A 25,792-nucleotide genomic window follows, 5' to 3' on the forward strand; every position below is an offset into this window, starting at 1 on the left:
TGTTTTCCTTATGCATTGGTTGCATTCTTACAAGTTGATTTAACAAATTTTTTGTTGGTATTACGCTTGACCAGCGTATCTAGGATTAGAAAGCTGATCGCTCCAGCGAATACCGCGTTGAGTGGGACAATACCTGGCAGCATATGACCTGCAATGACCCCGATAGCTACACCCAGAATGGCAGCCCAGTTAATGGTGTCGAATTTAGCGTTAGCAAAGTCTCTGTATTTTTCACGATTTCTTAAGAAATCAGCGATGATGATCCCGCCTATAGGTGGGATCGCGGCGGATAAAAAGGTGAGCCATCCGACAAAGTTATTATAGAGCCAAAGTGCGCAAAGAGTACCAATGATACCGTTAAAGATAGACAAGTACTTGCTAGGTAGACCTGTGATATTAGAAAAGCCTAAGCCTGAGGCGTAGAGCGCATTGTCATTGGTTGTCCAAATATTTAAGCCTAAGATAATAATGGCTGGAATTAACAATCCTTGTGCAATCATCACTTCAGATATATCAGCTTGGCCAGTGGCAGCAGCGCCTGCAGCACCAAAGATGAACATCAGTGAATTACCGATGAAGAAAGCGAACATGGTCACGAACACGGCGCTTCTTGGTTTCTTACCGAATCGAACAAAGTCGGCAGTCAATGTGCCTGCTGAGATAAATGAACCGACGACTAACACCAATGCGGTTGAGAACTCCATGGGGTTTTCTGGCGTGAAGGCTATCAAGCTATCCATGCCTCCCATGCTGTCCACGGCTTGAAATACTGAGAAACCGCCAAATAGGGCGATGGCTGGTACGGCGATGGCTGAAAGGATCATGATGGCGGCAATGCCGAAGTAAACGGTGGCGGTCATCAGTAGACCAGAGATAAGAATGAGAAGGTTAGTGTCTATGCCCGTCGCTTTATGGACTGGAATAGCAAACATAGCGACACCAACGCCGAACCAACCAACTTGTGTACCACCGAGGAGAAGCGAGGGAAGCCAAGAACCTTTTAAACCAAAAGAGTAACGCGCGAGGAGATGAGTGGAGAGGCCAGTTTGAGCGCCGATATAACCAAGAAATGAAGTGTAAATACCGAGAATTAAATTACCAATGAGTACTGCAAGAATAAAATCATTAAAGGAGAGTCCGACTCCGAGTGTGCCTCCTGTCCACATACTTGCTGAAAAGAAGGTTAATCCCAGCATCACCATAGTGAGAGAGAAAATGCCTTTACGTGCCGATTGTGGCACCGGCCCTAAACTGTAATTATTATCGCTTGCCATCTGTTACCCCTACACCATATGAATAAAATGTGCGGCTTACCTAAAGTAGCACTAACCCGATATTAGAATCATTGTCAGTTTTACTGCTTCTCTGGCAAACGGCGCGTATTCTAGTTATTTCAAATACGGTGTCAAGCGTATTTCAGTGGATACTCAATTTTTCAGTTTTACGGTGACAAATTGCCAATAAATCGTGAGTTGTGTAGGTAAAACGTTGCCCGTTATTGGTCAGTTATGAGCGGTTTAAGTATAGAAATATCATGCTTATTGTTATGCACTCAAGTCTGATGAGCCTTAAGCTATCAGCCCTGAGTTCGCGAGTTTATGAGGCACTGTTTCCCTTACTATAAAATATGAGGATGCTATGCAGCTGTCTTTTATGCTTAGGCGTGAGCCAATCGAGCTCATAGAGATGGATAATCGCTGCTGCCAAAGTTAATGGTTTATTTAAGTTTTTTTAAACAAAAGTACATACAGGACTTTATGACCTGCATGTACTCTGTATTTCTATTTATTAGAAAAGGATTAGCTTTTGACTGTTGCTTTTGATGAACTGAATTGGCTTTCAACACGCCAAGTGCGGTACCTGATCTCACTGCCTTCAGGTAAGTAAAATACCTTAGCTAAACGGCTATCATAGCTAAGCTTTAGATCATCTTGGATTGGTACAAACACCGTATTAGGTTCTCCTCTGCGCATGCAGGCCATCAGGGTACTCGGGCCTTCGCTGATACTGTCTACTTGATAGTAATTATATCCCCAGCCTTTTATTGAGTGTTGCGTGAGCTTGCCCGAGAGCACCTGCCGATTACAGTTCTCCACTTTAGTTTGCCCAATTTGAATCTCCACCATGTAGTTGGACTCATCCGCTAAAGTTGGCAGGGTTAAAATGTGCTGCACCATGCCAGCAGTCGGCGCTGGGTACATCTTTGTTGCCACCTGAGTTTGGTGAGCTGCAGATGTAAATGATTGAGTGGTGATCCCTGTGTCGTTATGGAGATTTCGCTGTACTGGGCTGGTGGCCTGAGCGTTGAAAGATAGCAGTGAAATGGCAAGGGCTGTGGCAGTGATAGCGTGTTTAGCAGCGTTAAGGGTCGATGAATTCATATAATCTCCGAGAAGCAATGTACTTAGTTAATGACTCTATTAACGGCTCGGAAAATAAAAAGGGTTAAAAGATATTATTTTTTATCGGAAGATTGGCAATGTGTGCTAATTTCATTAATGCTAGGTAGACATGCTTGATTAGGAAGACTGTGTGCGGTGTCTGTGTTCCTGTGATAGTAATAGTTACCTATTGTTTTATTTCAATATTACCTTTCACGGGTAATCATTTGTATTTTCACAACTAAATTAATGGAATAATTATGTTAAAAAAATCATATTGTGCTGTTTTGCTAACGTCTTTACTTATCTCTACATCAACAATGGCTGGGGATGTTGAACGAGGCAATAGCACCCACCTTTCTAATATCAATGCCCACAGTGTTGCTGATATAGACCTAAAAAGCCTATTGTCTCCCACGACACTCAACCTTCGTCCTCAGGTTGGCGTGAGACGTCCTAGGGGGTAGTTAATAACCTTCAAACCAATTATTTAAGCAGGCAACGCTAAGTTTGCCAGCTTTCTGTATTCATAAGTCAAATTTAAATATGCAGGTTTTACGAGTTGATTCCCTAACATTTTATTGATTAATGCTGGATTGACTAACGTTTGATTGCCAAAGTTTGATTAACCAATCTTGAGAGTAATAATCTCCAGACAGAGCATGGTTGAGTTGCTTGATAAGGTCGTTATCTCTTTGCTTCCCAGTTAACCAGTCGTATAAACGGTTCAGACTCCATACTTCCATGTTCGTTAGCTCTGTATTATTCATATCAGAAAAGCTTACCAAAGATGATAAAAATTCTGTATTACGCCATATAACAGCAATTATTCACTCATTCGAAAAGATATTCTCATTCTGTATTTAAATTAATTAGTTATCTTATTCTTAGGTATAAATCTGAGCTGAATGTCATTATGGAACCTGTATTCACAATTTGTTACGGGATGGACGTTATTTTCTATAGCAAGGGCTTGTAAGTCTTTGGTTTGTGCTGTATTAATTTGTGTTGCTGAATTAAATATTCTGATAGGTAAATGATTAATAACTTAGGTTATTATTGATATGACTCATCGAGTCAGTTTTTCTTTAATCGTATGCAAATAGGCATTGTTATAGGTATTTATCATGATGAGAATGTTATTTCAGCAAAACCCTGAGAGATACTTTATTACATGGAAGGAATATTAATCATGAGCATAGCCGAGAATATGACAAACGAACTTGCAGACGCTGTTGAGATCATTGTTCCTGCGCCCGCGTTCGAAGGGAACAGTATGAACGTGAGCACTGCCGTTAATTACTTTTCTATTACACCGAATGAAAGTTACCCTTGGAGCACTGAAATTTATCGAGTCGATAATGGAGTGTTATCGCCAACACCGAGTTCGTGTAGTGCATTAAACATTACCTTTGAGCCTTATAGGTCAAAAGAGATGAATTCTGTGGTGATTAAGGAAGAGTTACAACTGCTTCAACGCGCTGTACTCATCGGTAAAATGAGTGATAAAGCCATCGCGGCAGGCTGGCGTTTCTATAACAATGGAATCGTCTTTGATGAAGTGCAAAATGCAATATCCTACAATGTCACGAGTCAAGTGGCTGATGATGGTCTGCAAGTCATATTGACCATAGAGCAAGTGGAAGGAACGCCTGTCGGAGGAGATACCATTTCTTTCAGATATGTAGCCTCAAAAGATCTGCCGACTCCACCATTTACAGATGCGCAAGGGCAGTTCACAGTTCATTACTCTCAAGACCCTCAGATTGGTGTCAGGCGTCCTATGGGGTAGGTTCATAACCGTCAAATTAATTTTTAAGCTGGCAACGCTCAAGCTTGCCAGCTTCCTCGAGTAATTGATTGAACTTAGATATTTCACAGAGTGAGTCAAACCAAGGTAAATTAAACCAGACTGCGCCTATGTTGGCATTGAGTGCTTCTTCGACCTGAGAGAGAGCTGAGATATACTCACCGATTCGTGCGTATATGAGCGCAGCGGCAAAAGATACTTCACCATCAATTGTGGACATTTTTTTTAATTGATTTAACGCTTTAATTGCCGCTTCGTGATCGCCTATATGAACATAGGCTTGTGCTCTTTGCAGCCAAGCACTTCGACTTTCTAGTCCCTGATTTAAATTCAACACCTGTCGGTAGTGGGCATGGGCTTGGCTTTTTTTACCTAAGATCAACTGAATATCGGCCAGGTTTAATATCCAGTTAGGATGGTTTGGACTGGTATCGACCGCCAGCTGAGCCATCTCCAATGCTTGCTGGTATTGTCCTGATAGTGCATAGCTGAGTCCAAGGTTACTGATATCAATACTTTGCTTGTTTGTAGTCACTAAAGGACGATAAAGTGCTATGGCTTGCTCTAAGTCTCCTTCGGAAAGAGAAATATCTGCCAAAAGTTGATTGGCAAAATAATGTTCTGGATTGATTGCAAGTAAAGTATTTAAGACCTGTTTACTCTTTTCTGCATTCACTTGCCACCAATAACTCAGTGCTAAGTTATATAACAGTTTTGTACTTGGCCTTAGAGATAGTGCTTTTTGGTAAGTCATTATAGCGAGTTCTAATTGATTACTGGCTAAGAAAAAATAGGCTTGGAATTCAATTAAAGTGGCGTCATCGGCACCACGTTGTTTCGCTATATTTAGTTGAGAATTAGCTTTGTCGAATGCATTGGTAGACACATAAATAGTGAACTTATCTATAGCCTGTTCAACACTGTATCGGTATTCAGGAGGAGATTGATCCAATATCTCCTCAAAAATGCGTATAAATTTCTCATCATTAGTACTGGTATAAAAACTCAATGCACTCTCTCTATATAACGAATAGGCGGAATAGAGGTGAGGGGCTTTCTGAATTAATTTGGCTAAAGATTGCATTAATTCTGGCGTCACTTTCCCTGCGAGTAACATTGTTGAATAAAGCTCAATATAAGCCAGGTAGTCTTTTTCACTAACCTGCTGATTTATCTGCTCTCTGGCCTGATTATCTGAAAATAGCTTAGCTACTTTTAGCTGAGTGTCGTTATGAGTGGCGTAGAAGTTCTGCAATATAGCAGGCCAGTTATCCTGATCTGTTACTGTCCAGCGCTGAGAGTTAGGACTCTTATTTAATCGTGAAAGCGTGATATTACAGCGGGTGGTATTACAGCTTATTTCACTGGTGAGGATATCCGTGGCCCCAGTTTGATTACTTATGGCATTGATATCCCCATCAATAGCCTTGACCTCTGAGCTGGAGATCAACTGCATCGTGTCATTGCGTATGATGTACTGCCTAATGGCATCGTCCATGGTCGCCATTAGAAGATTGGATTCAGCTGTATCGGCCTGATTTTTGCTTTCAAGCGTTGGTGGAATAACCACCACTTGATGTTTAATCGTCGCGCTTGGTGGTGCGCTATTCATTAAGGCTAATAGTGATGGGTAATTTGTCAGAAGTAATAGGGTCAGTACGCTGATAGCTGTGGTGATTAAGACGATACCTCTCTTTGACACCCGATTGAATACATTCGCTATAACCGTTGAGTTTAGCGCTACTTTATTTGCAATCGTTGAATCGTATATTGCTGCATTGGCAACGGTTTGTTGCAGTAATATCTCTTCTTGAGTTAGGGCTACCATTATTTGCTGAATTTTATCAGCAAGCTGTTTTGCGCTTTGAACTCTGTCTGCTGGCTGTTTTTGCAAAAGCTGATTGAGTAGGTCTGCTAATTCTGCTGGTATCTTAGGGATAATCTCAGATGCATCACTGGGAGCTTGGTTAATGATTCTGTCACTTATCTGATTGGCTGAGCCAGCACCGAAGGGGTGGTGACCTGAGATCAAGTGGTATGCTAACAACCCAAAAGAGAATAGATCACTTAAATGGTTTATTGGCAGTCCGTTTAACTGCTCTGGCGACATGGCTATTTTACAGCCTTGGCTGACCGGCAAATTGGCTACATCAGCGTTAGGATTTGGATTCTGAGTCTCTTGGACCTTTCGTTGAGTTTGCGAAATGCCAAAATCAACAATTTTAGCGCATACATTGCTGCCATCAACATGAGAAGTAATAACGATGTTAGACGCTTTGAGATCGCAATGAACGATTCCAACCTGATGGGCCGCGTCGAGACCTAGGCTTATCTGGTGCAAAATCTGCAGTTTTTGAATGAGAGTAGTGATCTGTTCATTTTGAAACTGTTGCAGTGTTTTACCGCTTAAAAACTCCATCACCAGTGCCACTTGTTCTTGGTGCTCCAGCACGTCATATATCTGAACAATATTAGGGTGGTTCACCTTAGCCAGTGCTCGGGCTTCATCTAACGCTTGAATTTGTGGCGATGTCAGTGCCTGCTGCTCAGGAATACGATGCAGCACCTTGATGGCGACAGTTCTGTGTAGCCGAGTATCTTGTGCTAGATAGACGGTTCCCATGCCTCCCTCACCGAGCATCTCGGTGAGCGTATAATTGTCTGAGATAAATTCAGGCAGTTTAGGCGGGAGTGAGGGAACGTTGTGCTTCAAGAGATTAATATTCCTTAATTATTTAATGGATTATTGGAGTTTCGTTTCATATTGCACTTGAGTATCTACTGATGACATCTTATTCGTTTGATGCAGGCCACATTCAAGTTTATGCCCCTTATAAATATTGAAATTAGTACTACCAAAGCGAATTTTTCCTGCCTGTCTTTGAATAATATATTCGGCATCATTAACTTTTATGCTGTCACTGAACTGTTTTCTGGCCCTGTGGATCTGAATATTAAGATGACGGATCTCTATTCCCAGGTCTTTCACAAGCTGCTCAGCATATACCCAGCCCTGTTCTGACTCATCCAACCCTTGCTCGGCACTTAATGAACGGTATCTGGCTAAGTTCAGCGTTAAATAGTGATGACTGCGAACATGGAGATCTAAGATGGACTCAGGTGTGTGCACTTTCAGCTGTGATACCTCTTCATCTAAACTCAGATAGAAATCGAAAGTGATATCTTCAAGGGTTAACTGTGTCGCTTGCAGCGCTTGGGTTAATGGTTCCAAATGGCTGAGATGCAGTTGCCACTTCTGTTGTCGGAACTCAATGATCCCCCCCTCTTCGAGTATGCTGCCGTCATCGGTTTCACTGTCAATCGATGCGACTTTCCATGTCTCCATTTTACCGTCGCGAAATAGTGCCAGTTCAGGGTTTTCTTGAGGAAGAAGGTTATACTCTTCGAGTGTGATGGCATGATCAAGATGCTGGCTATCTTGGTCTGTGGTCGGGCAGGGGATAAGAAGATCGGCTGGAGCGTCAAGATTTTCTAAGCGATATTCTGGATTATCTGGAGAGGCAAAATTGATGCTATCTCCTGCTTTGAGAGGATATCGTTTATTACTAAAGATTTTTATCTTATTTAACCAACAGCCGTTAGTGCTGATATCCCTAATGGACCAAATGCCATTATTCCATTCGATGATGGCATGGATTTTTGAGATATCAGATTGACTGATTAACGTATTAACGGAATAAGCTAGGCGCCCGAAACTGTGGTGGGCATAAAGATAAATTTTTGATTTTGATATTGGATCAATAATATACGCCATAAAACGACTCCCTTTTATTTTTAAATAAAGTCCGATTTTATTTAAAATAAAGGCTAACCCTGAATAACCTTTACACCTTGAAATTATAGCTATCTATTTTACGGATCTCTAATTATAGATAATGTCTTATTATTTCAAATACTCATCTTAGCGCGTTAAAAAATTCAAGGCTAGTGTTTGAAACTACAGTGAAAGAATTAATTATTATATTAAATTGTAAATTTGCACCAAAACAAAGCGATAGCACTTTAATTGCTCATATAACTCTCAAGCAATATCTTCATCTATTTGATTTTTAACAATTAAACTTTTGGCATGACTGCTGCAACATGACAAACAGAGAAATAATTGTTAGTGATGAGGTACATATGTTGTTTGGTCGCAAAAATAGAAAACCGATTGCTATACCAAGCAAGAAAGTCAAAGAGTGGAAATACACCACGTGTAACTACTGTTCTACGGGCTGTTCGATAGAGATAGGTTTAGATGAGCAGCAAAAAATTGTCACGACTCGGGGACATGCTGGCGCTGATGTAAACCGAGGCAAATTGTGCATTAAAGGCATACTTGAGCATGAGTTATTCGAAAGTCCTGGTCGAGGCACTGAGCCACTTATCCGAGATAAGCATTTCGATAGTTTCAAACCCACCTCTTGGGATCATGCGTTAGACACTACGGCAGCACAGATAAAGCAAATTCAACAAACATATGGCCGTGACGCTTTTGCCATTGTGTCGTCGGGACAGCTGTTAACCGAGGAGTTTTATACCTTAGGAAAGCTGGCTCGAGGCGTGATTGGCACTAATAACTATGACGGTAACACCACTTTGTGCATGGCGTCAGCGGTGAGCGGATATAAACGTTCGTTCGGGGCGGACGGACCACCGGGTTGCTATGATGATTTCGAACACACTCATTGTCTAATGGCCTTTGGTTCAAACCTACCAGAGCAGCATCCTATTATTTATTGGCGGCTGAAAGAAGCGCTGGAAAAACGCCACTTCCCCTTAATCGTTGTCGATCCTCGTGTGACCATGTTGGCGCAGTTTGCCGATATCCACCTGCCAATCACTCCCGGTACAGATTGCGTGTTAATCAATGCCATGATGTATGTGATTATCAATGAAGGCTTACAAGATCAAGCCTATATAGATGCTCATACCCAAGGGTTTAATGAAGTAAAGGCGTTAGTTCAAGACTACAACCCAAAATCAGCACAGCATATATGCGGTATAGATGAAGATACTATACGTAATGTGGCACGAATTTATGCGAAAGCCCCCACGGCGATGAGTATCTGGACCATGGGCATCAATCAGTCAACGCACGGTTCAGATGGCGTTGCCAACATCAACAATCTAAATATGGTGACCGGTAATATTGGTAAACCGGGTGGAACCAGCTTGTCGATAACAGGGCAGTGTAATGCCATGGGGACACGTGAATGGTCGTCGTGTTCGGGCTTACCTGGTTATCGGTATCTTGAAAATGAGCAGGACAGAAATGAGATTGCCGACTTTTGGGGCATTGACCCTGAGTTCCTGCCTAAAAAACGCGGCTTGTCTCAGACTGATATTTTCCCTGCCATCGAAACCGGTGAAATCAAAGGTCTGTGGATAGTGGCAACTAATCCCATGACCTCAATGCCCAACACTGCGCGTATTCGTAAAGCGTTGGAGAAGCTAGATTTTCTGGTGATCCAAGATGTTTATCAAGATGTGGAGACCAATCAATATTCTCATGTTTATTTTCCTGCATCGGTATGGGCGGAAAAAGAGGGGGTACACACCAATACTGAGCGCCGGGTTAATCTCATTAGTAACGTTTTACCTCCCTATAAGAATTCGAAACCAGATTTTTGGATCTTTAATCAGATGGCTAAGCGTTTTGATCAGGGGCAAACAGTTCACTTTCCTGAGTCGCCGGAAGAGGCATTTGAGGAGATGAAATATCTCTCTAAGGGCAAGATGGCCAATGGCGAGCCAAGGAACTTGGATATTTCAGGGATGACCTACGACAAAATCTTAGCCGCGAAAGGGATCCAGTGGCCATACAGAGAGGAGGATGTTGGGCTAAAAGGTCAAGCCAGATTGTACAGTGACGGTGTTTTTCCAACTGCCAATGGTAAAGCCAATCTTCTGCCTATCCATTTCTACAATAACAATGAGCAGCCCTGTGCTGAATATCCTTTTTGGCTTAACAGTGGTCGAGTGGTCGAGCATTTTCACACTCGAACCCGCACGGGAAAAATTGGGAATTGTAACAAGTTCAGCCCCACGGCTTACATGGAGATGAACCCAGATGCGGCCATGGCTTTAGGGGTTAAACATCAGAGCTACGTGCGTTTAACCAGCCGTCGTGGTGATGCGGTAGTTCTTGTGCAGTTAACCCAACGCGTGCCGCGAAACATGGTGTTTATCCCGTTTCACTTTCATGACTGCGTTAATCGCTTGACTCTTGGATTACTCGATCCCTACTCAAGGCAGCCCGCCTTTAAACAATGCAGCACGCGAATTGAACCCATTGACCAAGCTGAAGCTGCCCGCATAAATGCAGAACGACGTACTTTTTAAACTATTGAAACCATATTGTAATTTAAAGGGCTAACGCTAAGGACTAGATGATGAGATCCCCGGTTATTGAACCAGAAAAGCCCCAAACATCAGCACTGGATGTTGGCGTGTTTACGCCCGACATATCAGCTAAGACTAGTATCCCTGAAGTAGGGCAAGAACAAGTTGGGCGTTCTAACCACTGGGAGGTGCGCAGTGAAGAACAAGCCTATGCCTACTTGCCTGAAACCCCAAGTGAAGTAGAGAACCGCTACGGTAAACGTATCGATTTAGTTGAACTCACCGATAATCCGGTTGGGCGTTCGCTGTTTATTAATGGTAATCCAGAGGTCGGTAGTAATCCCGATCGTAACAAGCAACATGGGTTCTTCTTCACCGCTGATAACTGTATTGGTTGCCACGCCTGCGAATCTGCATGTTCAGAGAAAAATGATAACCCAGCCCACTTAGCGTTTCGCTCGGTTGGGTATGTTGAAGGTGGCTCATACCCAGATTATAAGCGGATGAATATCTCCATGGCGTGTAATCATTGTGATGACCCCGTGTGTCTCAAGGGGTGTCCGACTCGGGCATACACTAAACACGCTGAATATGGCGCCGTATTACAAGATCCTGACACCTGTTTTGGTTGTGGATACTGCACTTGGGTTTGTCCATACAATGCGCCGCAGTTAGATCCGGTTAAAGGCCAAGTATCTAAATGCAATATGTGTGTCGATCGTCTCGAAGTGGGGCTCAAACCTGCGTGTGTATCTGCCTGTGTGGGTAATGCTCTGGATTTTGGTGTGATAGAAAACACCCCAGAGAATCGCCAGCAATGTAAAACGAGTATCCCAGGTTTTCCATCGCCTGAGATCACTCAGCCCAATATACGCTTTCAGCAAACTAAATCCCTGCCTGAAGAGATGACCAGAACCGATGACATGCCGGTTAAGTATCACAAGGATGAGAATGGCGAGTATTTACCTGTGGTGGATCAAAAAGTGGGTAAGCAAAGGCATTGGAACCTATCAAAGCTGAACAGCCGTGAAAACCCACTGGTGTTATTCACCTTATTGGCACAAGGGGCGTTGGGGACATTTATGATCCCGTTTATAGGTGCGTTAGCAGGCATTGAGATGTTCACGCAATTTACCGAGTCTAACTTCTTTTTACCTCTGGTCATTCTTTCGATTGGCATGACCTCTCTAGGCTTATTTATGAGCGTGACACACTTAGGAAAACCGTTTCGCTTCTACCGTGGTTTTAATAATTTACGTTACTCGCCTATGAGCCGAGAAGGTTTAGGCTTAGCCCTGTTCTCTGCATTCATGGGACTGACCGCGCTATTTTTGGTGCCGAGCAATGAATGGGTGATGTCAATTTTGCAAGGTGCAGGGGTCGATAGCCTCATGCTTAACACTCATTTTCCTTGGGCTAGTGTTGTTGAAGTGAGTGGAGTGCTTGCCTCTGTTTCGGGAGCGACGGGTTTGTATTATATGAATCAATGCTACCAAATTAAAGCCAGACCTTTTTGGCATCATTGGCAGACAGCTAGCAGTTTTGTGGGCAATAGTTTGTCTATCGGTGCGATGGTAAGTGGGGTGCTGGTCTTGATATTTTTTAATGCTGAATCACTCCCTAACCAAGTTGCACTTGAGATATTGGGTGCGATCTTTTTACTGGGCTTAGTCCTCGAAGCACTCGGCTTAAAAGCTCATAACCACACACTTAATCGCAGCGAAAATGAAGGCGGTGCAGCGCATTATGTGCAGTGCACTACCTTTGGTAAAACCTACCTGCTACGTAATGCACTGCTTGGTTTCAATATACTCGCCGCGAGTGGATTGTTGATTTATGCCAATGTATTTACCGTGAATGAGCCACTTTATCTTGCTGCTTGGATAGGTATTAGCCTGATGAATATTGTTACCGCTCTTATAGGCAGAGCCTTGTTTTATAACTTGGTGATCCCGACGACCATGCCCGGCGCTTTTTTCTGGAAAAATAAAGGGTTTGAGCAACATGCACGGGATGTGGGACTCGCTGACAACCCAGCTTGCGGTGTGGCTCCTTTGTCTCATTAAAGAGTGCCATTAAAAATAGAACAAAAATAGTAAAGCAGCAGACTTAGGAGAGATAACTATGTTGACACCTGAAACCATGATAGAGAAAACCTGTTTGATTGGACTTACCTATTTTACTGCCGAAGGGGAGATGCTTAAGCAATCTCTTTTGGCAGGAAAAGTCACTGCCTATGATACCGAAAAAGGCATTGTGGTAAATCTGTTTGAGCAGACAAGAGTGGAGGGGAGGGATGTGGAGATAAAAAGTAAAAAACACTCAGGAATATCAGTTAAAGAGTTTCTGCTCCCAACAGATCTGTCTTGCTGGTTTAATGCCCCCAAAGGCCAATTCCACACAAGTGTGGATGGAGTTAAAGTGACAAACCCTGATTATCTTATTACCTGGGATATATACCAGAGTCGCTCTTACAAGCAACAAGTGGATAAAATTCATAAGCATGGCGCTGATGAACAGATGCAGTGGTGGGAATGGAAACCCAGAGTTCAGCTACCTGTAGTGAGTTAATCTCAAACGCATTTAGTTTATTACGGATTAAGTCGAACATTTTTCACTCGATAGGTGAGGTTAAATCAGGTATCTTTTAATATATCTAAGCTTTATAACCTGTTATCAGTTAATAAATAGACGACAAGATGCTTAATTGGGTCTATTTTTAATTGATAAGCTCAATCGCCAAGGATAAATGAATGAACATAGAGTTAATCGGAAACTTTGTTGGGCTCACGTTGGCTCATACTGGCTTTATTGGCAGTGGCCAAGACGGTGAGTTAATGGTGCCGTATCTTATTTTACAATCCGGCGCTAAAAGGGAAGTCCAGAACTTTGAGGCTGCAACCCAGCAAGAAGCCATTGAACTTGCACATAAAGCGATCGAGGATCAGCAATCGTCGGTAGATGCTTGGGCATATGCTCAAGAAGGTGTTGTCGAGTTAGAAGATGGCACTAAGCAAGATGTTTATCTGATTAAGGCTTGGTCAAATGATTTAGCTGAGCCTATTCAGCTTTATCAAATGTTTCAATCAAGCCCTTTTAAGTTGATTGGTAATATTCAGATGCTAAATTTTGAACAAGCAGGCTTTGATATGGAGCAGGCTGAAACCTTTATGAACGCGCTTAATTCTGGGATTTTGTCTCATAAAAGTGCTAATGAAAATTGGCAAAGTTGGTTCGAATGATCGAAAGGTAACCGCTTATTATACCCAAGCGACCTCAAGATGCTCGTTTCAGAGCCCCCGTAGGATAGCTGAACAAGGCAGTGATTGAGGATAATGGTTGTTCCCTTGTCGATATCACTAACGCAGTGCAGGGATTCTACGGGAGCTCCCGAAGGGCATGGCGAGAAGCAACATTTTCCTGTGTTATGAAATATTGAATTACGACTGCATGGATGCAGAAGATATGGCGAAGCAGGATGCCAGAGCCGAGAATAACTAGTCCTACTATTTCATGCCTTGAACTCTGTCACTTCTCGACATGCTGAATCCTGCATCTTGAAGTTGTTTGGGTATAGACATCACTTGGGGCTACCATCTGACGCTCTGACTATCGTCGTTAGTCCCAAGTTAGCTTTGTTGAATCTTGTTAATATTATTTAGGGATAAAGTCCTCGCGCTCTTGCTCCACTCGTTAGATAATCCGCTCAATGTCTCCTGACCACTCTTCCTTACTGATGAAAATAACAGAAAATGAACGCGATGCTGTCTATAAAACCATTTTTTCCCGACGAGATGTTCGTGGCGAATTCTCCCCTGAACCGATCCCTGAAGATGTACTGCATCGAGTATTAACTGCCGCTCATCACGCGCCGAGTGTTGGATTTATGCAACCTTGGGACTTTGTGCTAGTGCAAGATGATCACACAAAGGGGAAGATAAAAGCGGGTTTTGATATCGCCAACTCCACTTCAGCGGCTCAGTTTGATGGCGATAGAGCGGAGCAATACAGCAAGCTAAAATTGGAAGGGATTTTAGAGGCCCCACTTGGGATCTGTGTGACATGTGATCGCAATCGCAATGGTCCGGTCGTATTAGGTCGCACGATTAAAGCTGAAATGGATCTGTTTAGCAGTGTGTGTGCGGTGCAAAATCTTTGGCTGGCGGCGAGAGCTGAAAACTTAGGCGTGGGATGGGTGAGTATCATTCATGACTCTGTATTACGCCAAGCACTTAATATTCCAGAAGAGATAGAGATTATTGCTTACCTATGTGTCGGCTACGTCTCTTATTTTAAGGATAAACCTGAGCTGGAAACATTAGGTTGGCAGCCCAGACGTGACGTCAATTCGGCAATCCATTACGGCAGTTGGTCGAAAACGATGCCGACCAATACCGATAAAGAGAAATAGCGTTAAAGCTGAGCTAAGGCTATGGGGGTGCAATCAATATCGAGTTGAGGTAGCTGTGCGCCTTTACCCAGTGACAGTATAAAAATGACGGCATTGACGATTTCTTCTGTCTGTATTTTATCTTGGTTTGCTATCCGGCCATCATTGGTCATCTCGGTATTCACCACACTAGGGCTGAGGCAAGACACTTTGACATCATGGGGCAGCAGGCTTTTATACAAGCTTTCACTGTAACTGATAAGCGCTGCTTTCGTTGCTGCATATGCGCCAATTTTGGGTAGATGAGTTTTCCCAGCTAAAGAAGCGATATTAATGATATGACCAGTGCGGCTTCTCTTCATCTGCGCTGCAATGGCATTTGTGAGCACCATGGTCGAGATACAGTTAATGGAAAATAGAGATGTGAGTGTGGCGGCAGAAGCATGCTCAAACTCAATACTAAGAACACCAGCACTGTTGACCAGTATGTCTATTTGAGGATGATTTTGAGTCAATGTTAGGGCAGCTATTTCTACCGCAGCGCTATCGGCAAAATCCACGGCGACGGTATCGACACGTATATTCGGATTACTTTGCAGTAAATCATGCTTTGCAGACAACAAGTTAGTGTCAGTCTTGGCTATTAAGATCAGGTTAAACCCCATCTGCGCAAGCTTTTCAGCGATTGCGTAGCCGATCCCGCGGCTACCTCCAGTGACGAGTGCTAATTTTGACATTGAAACCCCAAATATTTTTCGCCACCATTGCTGGTGGCATAAGCTGTGTGGTTAATAACTGTGGTATTACCCATGGCTAATAAAACTGGCTTGATGATCTGAAACGATGATGTTTTTTGCAACCGTTTTCATCGCGCTGGTTAACTGGCTAAGCTGCTCTTTTGAAATCACATAAGGCGGCATAATGTAGATAAGGTTCGAGAAGGGTCTGATCCAGACTCCTAAATCGACAAACTGCTGCTGCAACTCCGCAGTGTTAACGGTTGAATTCATCTCTATGACGCCAATCGCACCTAACACTCGCACATCTTTGACCTCTGGGAAATGAATCGCTTCAGCAAGCTCATCGTTTAATTGAGATTCAATGGCGCTGACTTGGGCTTGCCATTCATTTTCTGCAAGGAGATCTAAACTGGCACAGGCGGCAGCGCAAGCCAATGGATTGCCCATAAAGGTAGGGCCATGCATAAAGACGCCAGCAGGTGAGTCACTGATCCCTTTTGCGACTTCATCACTGCACATGGTGACCGCAAGGGAGATATAACCGCCCGTTAACGCTTTGCCTAAACAGAGAATATCGGCTTCTACAATTTGGTCATGACGTTGTGTGTGTTCATAAGCAAACAGCTTACCTGTACGACCAAACCCTGTGGCAATTTCATCAAGAATAAGCAGTACATTAAACTCATCACACAGTTTACGCAGACCAATCAGATATTCGGGACTGTAAAAGCGCATGCCGCCAGCACCTTGTAGAACAGGTTCGAGAATGATGGCGGCGATAGTGTGATGCTTAGATTCGAGCTTAGCGCGCATCTCATCGAGTTCGCTGGTATCGAAGGTTTGGTCAAATTTGGTTTGCGGGGCACTCACAAATTCATGTTGTGTGACCGAGTCACCGAACATAGTATGCATGCCGCCTTCGGGATCGCAGACGCTCATGGCAGCAAATGTGTCACCGTGATAGCCAGACTTAACCGTCAGAATACGCTGCTTTTGAGGTTGATTTCGTCCTTGCCAATACTGCAACGCCATTTTAAGCGCCACTTCGACGGCGATAGAGCCTGAGTCAGCTAAGAACACTTTTGTCAGTTTAGGACTGGTGATCGCGACTAGCTTTTTAGAGAGTTCAATTGCAGGCTGGTGAGTGATGCCGCCAAACATGACATGGCTTAACGTGCTGAGTTGGTGTTGCATCGCTTGGATAATCGTCGGGTGACTGTAACCATGAACGCAGGCCCACCAAGAACTGGTGCCATCGATAAGTTGGCGACCATCATCGAGAGTGAGCAGACACTCTTTTGCTGACGCCACACCAAATGCAGGTAGCGCATTATTCATCGAAGTGTAAGGATGCCAGATATGCTGTTTATCAAATTCGAAGTCAATAGAGTTGTTCATAAAGTAACCGTTAGTAAACCTTGTAAGCGGAATGGCATTGACAGATTACGGCCTACAGGTATCCTAGGCAAGATAAAAACTAACTATATTAAGCTGAAAGGGTAGGAATAATGTCAGATATACAACTGCGTCATGATTGGGAACGTGATGAAATAGAAGCACTTTTTTCTTTGCCAATGAATGATCTGTTGTTCAAGGCACATTCTCTACACCGTCAGGTTTATGATCCGAACGAAATTCAAATCAGTCGTTTGCTATCAATTAAAACCGGAGCTTGTCCGGAAGATTGCAAATACTGCCCGCAAAGTGCACGTTACGATACCGGTCTTGAAAAAGAGCGTTTGATAGAGATTGATAAGGTATTGACCGAGGCTCGCAGCGCTAAAGCCGCTGGTGCATCACGTTTCTGTATGGGTGCCGCTTGGCGTAATCCCCATGCGCGTGACATGCCCTACCTGAAAGACATGGTCCGGGAAGTCAAGTCGATGGGGATGGAGACCTGCATGACGTTAGGGATGCTGTCACCCGATCAGGCTGGAGAGCTTGCCGAAGCTGGCTTAGATTACTACAACCATAACTTAGATACGTCACCAGAATATTACGGTGACATCATCACCACACGTACTTATCAAGACAGACTTGATACCTTGTCTAATGTGCGCGCGTCAGGCATGAAAGTCTGCTCTGGCGGCATTGTAGGTATGGGCGAGCAAGCCAGTGACCGTTCTGGTTTACTGCAACAGTTGGCAAATATGGAGCAGCATCCAGATTCTGTGCCGATTAACATGCTTGTTAAAGTGGCGGGTACGCCATTTGAGAATATTGATGATCTTGATCCGCTGGTTTTTGTTAGAACCATTGCTGTCGCGCGTATCTTGATGCCATTGTCTCGGGTTCGCCTGTCGGCTGGCCGCGAAAAAATGAGCGATGAGATGCAAGCCATGTGTTTCTTTGCAGGTGCTAACTCGATTTTCTACGGCTGTAAATTATTGACCACCAACAACCCTGAAGAAAATGAAGACATGAGTCTGTTTAAGCGTCTTGGTCTTCATCCTGAACAGGGTAAGTATGCAACGGTAGAAGACGATAAAGCGGTATTTGAGAAAGCAGTGGCTAAGTCTAATGCGATTAAAGATAAGCAAAGCGCCGCTTTTTATGACGCAGCAGCCCTGTAACAGGTCAACTTTTTGTGACGAATGAATCTGCTGATAAACGTGAAGTTGGGCGAGTCTCTTTGGCTGAAAAAATCCAAGGCAGACAAGCTCAGCTTAAACAAGCTGGATTGTTGAGACGAAGACAAAAACTGGATTCCGTGCAAGTTGAACCCACGAAAGCATCGATGCATTTTGTGGTTGATGGTGTTGATTATCTCAACTTCAGCAGTAATGATTATTTAGGGTTAACTCAAGAGCCAGAACTATTAACAGCACTGAATCTTAGCGCGCAAGAGTATGGCGTCGGCAGTGGTTCATCGCCTTTAGTGACGGGTTATAGTCAAGCTCATCAGTTACTTGAACAACAGCTTTGTAAAGTGACCGGCCACGAAGCTGGTCTGCTTTTTTGTTCAGGCTTTAGCGCCAATACTGCTTTAATGAAAACCTTGTTCGACAGCAGTGATTGCGTGGTGGCCGATAAATTAGTTCACGCCTCAATCATCGATGGTCTGGTTGACAGTAAGGCCAGTCTTAAGCGTTTTTTGCATAATGATCTTGTCAGTGCACGTCGATTACTTGAGAAACACAAGCCACAGGCGCTGGTCACTGAAAGCATTTTCAGTATGGATGGGGATAGTGCGCCGCTAGCGTCATTGTCCCGTTTATGTCGGGAACAGGGGGCTTGGTTGATTGTCGATGATGCGCATGGCTTCGGTATTCAGTCGGCTTTGCCATCAAATACAGTGCCAGCCAATGCTGACGTCGCTGATATTCAAGTGGTGACATTCGGTAAAGCCTTAGGGTGTCAGGGAGCTGCCATTCTTGGCAGTCAGGTACTTATCGATTTTCTGGTGTCTAACGCCCGCGAATACATCTATTCAACTGCGCTATCACCAACCAGTGCCAGCCTTGCGTTAGCGGCGGTGAAACTGACTCAAGGCGTATCGCCGAAGGCGTTAACCTTGGCGGGCAATATCGCTTATTTTAAACAAGCTTGTGTAAGTGCCAAGGTGGTGTTGAGTGAGTCAATGACGCCAATTCAGCCTCTGATCATCGGTGATGCAGATAAAACCGTCGAGGTTGCGCAGCAATTAAAGGCGTTAGGTGTCTGGGTCGGTGCAATTCGACCACCAACTGTGCCTAAAGGAAGTGCAAGATTAAGGATCACTATCACAGCGTTGCACACAAAGAGCGACATTGACAAATTAGTGAGCGCGTTAGCATCCATGAATATTGAAGTTTTAGCATCGTTAGTTATTAGACCTGTTGTTAGATGAGAGTGTAGAGATGAGACCCGAAGTAGTGAGTGATGGGGTTAAACATAATATGAAAGCCAGTATCGTTGCCGAACGTTTTTCAGCGGCGGCTACAACCTACGCCCAGCATAATAGTTTACAGAAAATGTCTGCACAGAAGCTGCTTAACGAGATGGCCCCAAGTGGTGTATTACTCGATATCGGTTGTGGGCCTGGTACAGATTTTAGTGATTTTACCCATCTAGATAACGTCATTGCACTTGATATTGCCCAAGGAATGCTTGAGCAAGTGTCGAGTCAGTTCCCCTCATATCAAATTCTATGTGCTGATGCTAAAGCCATTCCTCTTCCTGCTAATACTGTTGATGCCGTGTATTCAAATTTGGCGTTGCAATGGTGTGATGATCTTAAACAATCTTTCTCAAGCACCGCGTCGGTATTAAAGTCTGGCGGTGATTATCATTTAGCCATGGTGGCTGAGGGCAGCTTACCTGAGTTAACAGCGCTGGGATTTAGGGCTAACGCCTTTAGAGGTTTGAGTGACATCGTTTCACAGTTTGATCCCGAGGTTTGGTTGATTAAGGTGGCTAAGCTTGAGGCGAACACTGTGTATTTTGACGATTTAAAAGCACTGCTTTATTCAATTAAGGGCGTTGGTGCGTCTATCAATGCGGACGCTTCGGCATCAAATTTGAGTCAATCTGTATCAAATCAAGGGATCCGTGGCCGAGGTGATTGGCTAAAGCTGCTAGAAAAAGCTGAAAGTATACGACAGGAAAAAGGGTTACCTTTGACCTATCAAATTGCACGATTACATATTGAGAAAAGGTAACAGATGATCTATTTCGTCACGGGTACGGATACTGACTGTGGTAAAACCTTGGTTTCATCGGCGCTGCTTTGTCAGGCGAAGAATCAAGGTAAAAAGACCTTGGGCTTAAAACCTATCGCTTCAGGCTGTGAACAGACGGCTTCAGGACTCAGAAATTCAGATGCGCTGAGTTTAATATCACAGTCGAGTATTGAGCTCGCTTATTCGCAAGTGAACCCGATTTCATTTCAACCTGCCATTGCACCGCATATTGCAGCCGCGCAAACAGGGACTGATATCTCTGTGCAAGGGGTGAGCAATCAGCTGACGCCTACGTTATCTTTGCTTGATGAACATGACTTTTGTCTTGTGGAAGGGGCTGGAGGATGGCGTTTGCCACTGGGCGATGGCGATTACTTATCGCAAGTCGTGCAGCAACTCTCTTTACCAGTGATTCTGGTTGTGGGCATCAAATTAGGCTGCTTAAACCATGCAGTTTTAACCCAAGAGGCTATTTTAGCTGACGGTGTAAAGATTGTAGGTTGGGTGGGAAATATCGTCGACCCTGACACCGCATGTATTGAAGATAATATTGCTAGTCTGCATCAAATGATGTCATCCCCCTGTTTAGGCATCGTGCCACATTTAAGCCATGCTTCAGCAGACGTGGCGGCAAAATATCTGAGTCTTTAATTTACAAGCTAAGCCCTGATTTTATAAATCAGGGCTTTTTCCCTCTCAAATTAACAAATATTAATGCGCAATAATCGCCATGATTTCATCGTGGGGCGTTTTTTAATATTGGCTTAATAGAATCCTTCTAGACTGCATCCTCTCTAACTTTCACGAGTTTAAAGCAAGCCCGAAGTGAGTCGATTTTATGACCATCTAAGCTTCAGTCGACACTGTATTTTACTTTTCTCTCTTGAATTATCTCTTTTAGGACATATTATGTCTTTCAGAACGCAAAACCCGGTACTCAAGTACCCAACTGGAGCTTAATTAATGCGTATATTTTTACTGATTGCAACTAACATGGCAATCTTACTGGTGGCCTCAATAGTGATGACACTACTGGGCGTAAACACGTCAACCATGGGTGGACTGTTAATGTTTGCCGCTATTTTTGGTTTTGGTGGCGCCTTCCTCAGCTTAGCCATCTCTAAGTGGATGGCGAAGAAAACCATGGGCTGTGAAGTGATCACAACGCCTCGTGATAATACTGAACGATGGTTAGTTGAAACTGTGGCTCGTCAAGCCAAGCAAGTTGGTATCAAGATGCCAGAAGTGGCTATCTATCAATCTGCAGAGTTGAATGCTTTTGCCACTGGCCCAAGCAAAAATAACGCGTTAGTTGCCGTCAGTAGTGGATTGCTTTACGGCATGACGCAAGATGAGATTGAGGGCGTACTTGCCCATGAAGTCAGCCATGTAGCCAACGGTGACATGGTTACCCTGACGTTAATTCAAGGTGTGGTAAACACGTTTGTTATTTTTGCGGCGCGCGTTGTCGCGGGTATTATCGATAACTTCATTTCAAGTAATGATGAAGAGGGCGAAGGTCTAGGTGTGTTCGCCTACATGGGCGTAGTCATCGTACTTGATATGCTATTTGGTATTCTCGCTTCTATAATCGTGGCGTACTTCTCACGTATTCGTGAGTTCAAGGCCGATGAAGGTGCTGCTAAACTTGCAGGCAAAGAGAAGATGATTGCCGCACTTGAGCGTTTACGTCAAGGCCCTGAAACTGGCGCTTTACCTGCGCAAATGTCAGCACTTGGTATCACAGGCAAGCGATCTATGTCTGAATTAATAATGAGCCATCCACCGCTAGAGAAGCGTATCGCTGCTTTACGTAATAGCTAATGCGTAATCGTTAAAACTCATCGATGTATCGATAGAAGCGGGAGCCTAGGCTCCCGTTTTTTATGTTTGGCTAACAATCAATATTGTTGCATAAGCTTAGTGCGACCTTTGCACCTTCAGTCGTGGGACAGTCATTTATCCAATATTTCTTTGATATAGTGCACATTTTATTAAAGTAGAAGTTGCTAAGGTTCTTTAAGCGGAAGTTGCGACTTTGCATTGGTTTGGTTACTTTATGTAATGTCGTGCGATGACTCTAGACATCAAGATGAAGTGGAAAATAATAAAACTTCACTATGCTGTCTTATAAAAGGATTATTATTGTGAGCAATAAAATATTAAGTGCGTTATTCGGCGCAGGCTTGGCAGCGTTAGCTCTGTCTCCTACTGCGATGGCAGAACCTCAAGAACTTGCTGAAATGCATGCAGAGATGGATGGCTGTGAAGCGTGTCATGCTGATGGTGAGCCATCAGAAGATGGTGCATATGAGTTTGAGCAGTGCCAAAGTTGTCACGGTACTCTAGCAGAGATGGACGCAATTCATCAGCCACATGATGGCAACCTGATGTGTGCTGATTGTCATGCTCCACATGACATGAGTGTAGGTGAAAAGCCAACTTGTGATAGCTGTCATGATGACGGTCGTACATCAGAGGCTTTACTAAAGTAGTGGTTGTGATGTAATCATTACATTTGAAAAATGCCAGCGTTTGCTGGCATTTTTGTATCTGCATATTTTAGTCTGCTTACTTCCTTATTCATTACTGACTTTTATTTTTCTGTGATCTTTTTTGGTGCAAAAGACTGCACTCTTGCTGTTCAAACTCTCCTTTATAGATACATTAATTAAATTATCTCCTTTAAAATCACGCGGTTAATTAGTGGCGTGAGGGTTGCAATACTTTTTAACTATCGTGCTAAAAGCATTGTAGATAAGCGTGATGTATAGATTGACTACCCTATGGATTTTTAGGAGCTGTGGTGTGAAAACGACAAACGTGATTGAGCTCGGTTTAAATCAATTTGCTGGCACTCCATCAAAGGTGGCGATAGTGGGTGCTGGTTGCGGCAATGTGGAATTACTGACACTCAAAGCGGCGCGGTATATTAGCAATGCCGATGTCATTATCTATGACAGCTTGGTGTGTGAGGATATTTTAACATTGGCATCAAATCGATGTGTGATGCACTTTGTGGGAAAGCGCTGCGGTCAGCCAAGCGCTAAGCAAGATGAGATTAATGCACTGCTCGTTAACTCGGCCAAAAAAGGAGGAGATGTTGTCCGTCTTAAAGGAGGGGATCCCAATGTATTTGGTCGTGGTTGTGAAGAGGCGATATACCTTGCAGAGCATGGCATTAAGAGTGAGTTTGTTCCTGGCGTGACAGCGGCCCTTGGCTGTGCTGCGAGCGCTGGTATTCCGTTAACACATCGAGGTGTTGCGCGCTCTGTGACCATAGTTACGGGCAGGGTGTTCGATAACACGGGTCACAGTTGGCGTTCGCTGTTGATGGCCGAAACGACCTTGGTTTTCTATATGGGCAAAGAGCAGTCAGAGAGCATTGCACAAGGTTTACTTGATGGGGGCGCTAGCGTTGAGTTGCCGATGGCGTTTATCAGTAATGGGGCGAGAGAAAATCAACAAGTGACCTATGCAAGTCTTGGCACTATGGGGGAGATAGCTAGGCGTATTCAAGCCGATGGTCCGACCTTGATGATTGTGGGAGAGGTAGTGAATGTTGGACTGGCATTATCTGAACTGATAGAGGGAATTGGAGAGGCGAACTCGCTAATCACAACAACTACTGTTGAAACACTTAGTTTTAAAGCAAATGCGCTAAGTTTCGCGAAGTCACTATTTTGATGAATTCTCTTAGCGGAACAGAACTCGATAAAACGACATTGATGCAACGAGAGTACCAACAGCTCGTTAAAGCGTTAGGGCGAGGCGCAAAAGGTGCGCGAAGCTTGACGCTTGAGGAAGCCAGATTTTTAGTGACAGGTTTTCATCATGGTTACGGTACGCGGGCTCAATTAGCGGCATCACTGATGTTAATGCGAGTTAGGGGTGAGAGTATTGCCGAAATTGCTGGGGTCGCCTTAGGTATTCAATCGACGATGGATCCTCTGTGGCAAACGGTTGGTGCTAGCATCGATTGGCCCTGCTATGCAGGAAAGCGAGACATGCTCCCTTGGTTACTGTTAGCTGCGAAGGTGCTGGCAGGTGAAGGAGAACGGGTTTTACTCCATGGGGATCCGCATTCGCTGTCCCATCGTCGTCATATTGGTAATTTTGTTGCATCACTTGGGATCCCGATAGTCACATCCCCCGAAAGCGCTAAACTGGCATTGGACCGGGTTGGGATCTGTTATCTTGATGCTGATTGTTTAACGCCTGTAGTGGCAAAGTTCCGTGCTCTGCATCAGGAGCTTGGACTGCGAAGTTTATTTCAAACAGCCATACGTTGCTGTAATCCATCCTCTGCTCCAATGAGTCTACGCAGTTATTTTCATCCTGGACTCGATGATGTGCACGCTCAGGTTGCCAAAGCAATGATGGGGAGTTCTACAGAACATCAGAGTGAACATAATATAGGTATTTTTAAGGGCGTGCAGGGGGAAACTGAGGTTAACCCGCGGATAGCGACTGAGCTATTGATTGTTACTGCAAAAACTCAACAACGCTTACTGATTTCTACACGTCTAATCGGCATGGTTGGAGTTAACTCTCTCGTATCTAAGGCAAGATGTGATGCTGAGCAAGCAGAAATACTGTTGAACGATCTTTGGTGTTTAGGGGAGCTTGAACCATTAAATGCTGAGCAGAAAGAGGATTGTAATAAACTCAGTCAATTGGCTACCGCAAGTGTGTTAAGCACTTTATCGATGATATATCTGCTTAAAGGACGCAGCCGGTGTGTGGAGGAGTCCGATAAGCTAGCTTTGAATGCGTGGCAAGGAAGAGTTCGTCAAGTAACAGAAACAAGTAAAAACATTGAGTTAGGGGGGAGTTAGATGCGGCTCATAGTATTATCTGAAAGTGACTCGTTTGATACAGATGAATGTGTCTCAATTTTTGGTCGCGAAACTGAATTGGCTGTTGTTAATTGCTTCAGTGAGGTTGAACGTATGAGCCTTACTGCCAATGAGGATGTTTTACTTCTGTTGACTTCTCGCTTAACAGACTCAGCGTTAGCTTTTATGCAAAGACTGATGAGGTACTCGGCTATTCCCTTGTTGGTGAGCGCACAAGAGTGGCAACATGAAGATCTTAAGTGTTTGCTTGAGTGTGGTCGGGTGACATTTGTGCCGGGACAATTAGATCTGAAGCGTTTAAGGAGTGTGGTTGAGTTGGCAAGGTTGCGGTTTGAAGGTGCTGGCACGCAGCTTGAAAAAATTAGCACTCTTGAGAACGCTTTACGAGCCCAAAAGCAGATGGCAAAAGTGAAAGCTAAATTACAAGCCGAAGGGTTAACTGAATCACAAGCCCACGAGCTATTACGGTCGCAAGCCATGAAGCAAGGGGTCTCATTAGATCAATTTGTCGGACAACTCGCTTAACCTCTATTTAACCATCTCTTTCGATCTTTCCTTCCTTTCACTTCTTTAATATCTGCTCACTTCTGGTGCATAGGAGCC

The 25,792-nt window shown here is 43.9% G+C and carries 23 protein-coding genes; 16 read left to right on the forward strand and 7 right to left on the reverse strand.

The genetic code is table 11. The features are described from left to right. Positions 1-8: 8 nt before the first annotated feature. Both codB and eco read right to left on the reverse strand, forming a co-directional pair. A complete protein-coding gene (gene codB / locus FN961_RS12220; protein ID WP_144040457.1) occupies positions 9-1,274 on the reverse strand; it encodes a cytosine permease in 1,266 nt (421 codons plus the stop codon). A gap of 525 nt (positions 1,275-1,799) precedes the next feature. Beyond that, positions 1,800-2,381 (reverse strand): serine protease inhibitor ecotin, encoded by a 582-nt coding sequence (eco, locus tag FN961_RS12225; protein WP_144040458.1) that lies wholly within the window; start codon positions 2,379-2,381, stop codon positions 1,800-1,802. 260 nt (positions 2,382-2,641) lie between these two features. Here eco and FN961_RS12230 point away from each other — a divergent pair, with 260 nt between their 5' ends. Beyond that, on the forward strand, positions 2,642-2,848 hold the full coding sequence (locus FN961_RS12230; protein WP_144040459.1) for a hypothetical protein: 207 nt from the start codon (positions 2,642-2,644) through the stop codon (positions 2,846-2,848). A 111-nt stretch (positions 2,849-2,959) separates the two neighbouring features. Here the strand turns inward: FN961_RS12230 and FN961_RS12235 are convergent, their stop codons facing one another. Further along, positions 2,960-3,151 (reverse strand): hypothetical protein, encoded by a 192-nt coding sequence (locus tag FN961_RS12235; RefSeq protein WP_144040460.1) that lies wholly within the window; start codon positions 3,149-3,151, stop codon positions 2,960-2,962. A gap of 422 nt (positions 3,152-3,573) precedes the next feature. Between FN961_RS12235 and FN961_RS12240 the strand changes: the two genes are divergently transcribed. Next, complete coding sequence (locus FN961_RS12240; RefSeq protein WP_144040461.1) at positions 3,574-4,173, forward strand: hypothetical protein; 600 nt, start codon at positions 3,574-3,576, stop codon at positions 4,171-4,173. 16 nt (positions 4,174-4,189) lie between these two features. Here FN961_RS12240 and FN961_RS12245 read toward each other — a convergent pair whose 3' ends face one another. Next, positions 4,190-6,904, reverse strand: a complete 2,715-nt coding sequence (locus tag FN961_RS12245; RefSeq protein ID WP_144040462.1) for a serine/threonine-protein kinase — start codon at positions 6,902-6,904, stop codon at positions 4,190-4,192. Between the two features lie 30 nt (positions 6,905-6,934). Then, the gene (locus FN961_RS12250; protein WP_144040463.1) at positions 6,935-7,966 is read right to left on the reverse strand and encodes an FHA domain-containing protein; all 1,032 of its coding nucleotides are present in this window, start codon (positions 7,964-7,966) and stop codon (positions 6,935-6,937) included. A gap of 368 nt (positions 7,967-8,334) precedes the next feature. Here FN961_RS12250 and FN961_RS12255 point away from each other — a divergent pair, with 368 nt between their 5' ends. From FN961_RS12255 to bluB, 5 genes are all read left to right on the forward strand, one after another. Further along, complete coding sequence (locus FN961_RS12255; protein WP_144040464.1) at positions 8,335-10,539, forward strand: molybdopterin oxidoreductase family protein; 2,205 nt, start codon at positions 8,335-8,337, stop codon at positions 10,537-10,539. Positions 10,540-10,586: 47 nt separating this feature from the next. Beyond that, complete coding sequence (locus FN961_RS12260) at positions 10,587-12,605, forward strand: DmsC/YnfH family molybdoenzyme membrane anchor subunit (RefSeq protein ID WP_229814694.1); 2,019 nt, start codon at positions 10,587-10,589, stop codon at positions 12,603-12,605. 58 nt (positions 12,606-12,663) lie between these two features. Then, complete coding sequence (locus tag FN961_RS12265) at positions 12,664-13,110, forward strand: hypothetical protein (RefSeq protein ID WP_144040465.1); 447 nt, start codon at positions 12,664-12,666, stop codon at positions 13,108-13,110. Between the two features lie 182 nt (positions 13,111-13,292). Next, the gene (locus FN961_RS12270; RefSeq protein ID WP_144040466.1) at positions 13,293-13,781 is read left to right on the forward strand and encodes a hypothetical protein; all 489 of its coding nucleotides are present in this window, start codon (positions 13,293-13,295) and stop codon (positions 13,779-13,781) included. A gap of 467 nt (positions 13,782-14,248) precedes the next feature. Continuing rightward, entirely contained in the window at positions 14,249-14,950 is a 702-nt protein-coding gene (gene bluB, locus FN961_RS12275) for a 5,6-dimethylbenzimidazole synthase (protein ID WP_308426222.1), read from the forward strand. A gap of 2 nt (positions 14,951-14,952) precedes the next feature. Here the strand turns inward: bluB and FN961_RS12280 are convergent, their stop codons facing one another. Continuing rightward, positions 14,953-15,666 carry an SDR family NAD(P)-dependent oxidoreductase gene (locus FN961_RS12280; protein WP_144040467.1) on the reverse strand — a complete coding sequence of 238 codons (714 nt, stop codon included), beginning with the start codon at positions 15,664-15,666 and terminating at the stop codon, positions 14,953-14,955. 66 nt (positions 15,667-15,732) lie between these two features. Beyond that, entirely contained in the window at positions 15,733-17,067 is a 1,335-nt protein-coding gene (gene bioA, locus FN961_RS12285) for an adenosylmethionine--8-amino-7-oxononanoate transaminase (RefSeq protein WP_144040468.1), read from the reverse strand. Between the two features lie 110 nt (positions 17,068-17,177). On the opposite strand from bioA, the gene bioB reads away from it, so the two are divergent. The 9 genes from bioB (at position 17,178) to FN961_RS12330 (ending at position 25,714) form a co-directional block, all read left to right on the forward strand. Next, a complete protein-coding gene (gene bioB / locus FN961_RS12290; RefSeq protein WP_144040469.1) occupies positions 17,178-18,242 on the forward strand; it encodes a biotin synthase BioB in 1,065 nt (354 codons plus the stop codon). Between the two features lie 14 nt (positions 18,243-18,256). Further along, complete coding sequence (locus FN961_RS12295) at positions 18,257-19,498, forward strand: aminotransferase class I/II-fold pyridoxal phosphate-dependent enzyme (RefSeq protein WP_144040470.1); 1,242 nt, start codon at positions 18,257-18,259, stop codon at positions 19,496-19,498. A 10-nt stretch (positions 19,499-19,508) separates the two neighbouring features. Beyond that, positions 19,509-20,309, forward strand: a complete 801-nt coding sequence (locus FN961_RS12300; RefSeq protein ID WP_144040471.1) for a methyltransferase domain-containing protein — start codon at positions 19,509-19,511, stop codon at positions 20,307-20,309. A 6-nt stretch (positions 20,310-20,315) separates the two neighbouring features. Further along, positions 20,316-20,981 (forward strand): dethiobiotin synthase, encoded by a 666-nt coding sequence (bioD, locus tag FN961_RS12305; RefSeq protein ID WP_144040499.1) that lies wholly within the window; start codon positions 20,316-20,318, stop codon positions 20,979-20,981. A gap of 312 nt (positions 20,982-21,293) precedes the next feature. Continuing rightward, positions 21,294-22,154 carry a protease HtpX gene (gene htpX, locus FN961_RS12310; protein WP_144040472.1) on the forward strand — a complete coding sequence of 287 codons (861 nt, stop codon included), beginning with the start codon at positions 21,294-21,296 and terminating at the stop codon, positions 22,152-22,154. Positions 22,155-22,477: 323 nt separating this feature from the next. Continuing rightward, positions 22,478-22,825, forward strand: coding sequence for a tetraheme c-type cytochrome CctA (cctA, locus tag FN961_RS12315; protein ID WP_144040473.1), 348 nt, complete (start codon positions 22,478-22,480; stop codon positions 22,823-22,825). 313 nt (positions 22,826-23,138) lie between these two features. Beyond that, entirely contained in the window at positions 23,139-24,017 is an 879-nt protein-coding gene (gene cobA / locus FN961_RS12320) for a uroporphyrinogen-III C-methyltransferase (protein ID WP_144040474.1), read from the forward strand. Beyond that, positions 24,017-25,168 carry a glycosyl transferase gene (locus FN961_RS12325; protein WP_229814693.1) on the forward strand — a complete coding sequence of 384 codons (1,152 nt, stop codon included), beginning with the start codon at positions 24,017-24,019 and terminating at the stop codon, positions 25,166-25,168. Before cobA ends, FN961_RS12325 begins: the two co-directional genes overlap by 1 nt. Continuing rightward, the gene (locus tag FN961_RS12330; protein WP_144040475.1) at positions 25,169-25,714 is read left to right on the forward strand and encodes an ANTAR domain-containing protein; all 546 of its coding nucleotides are present in this window, start codon (positions 25,169-25,171) and stop codon (positions 25,712-25,714) included. The last annotated feature ends 78 nt before the right edge of the window (positions 25,715-25,792 follow it).

The sequence above is a fragment of the Shewanella hanedai genome (assembly GCF_007197645.1).
In the GTDB taxonomy this organism is placed as follows: Bacteria; Pseudomonadota; Gammaproteobacteria; order Enterobacterales; family Shewanellaceae; genus Shewanella; species Shewanella hanedai.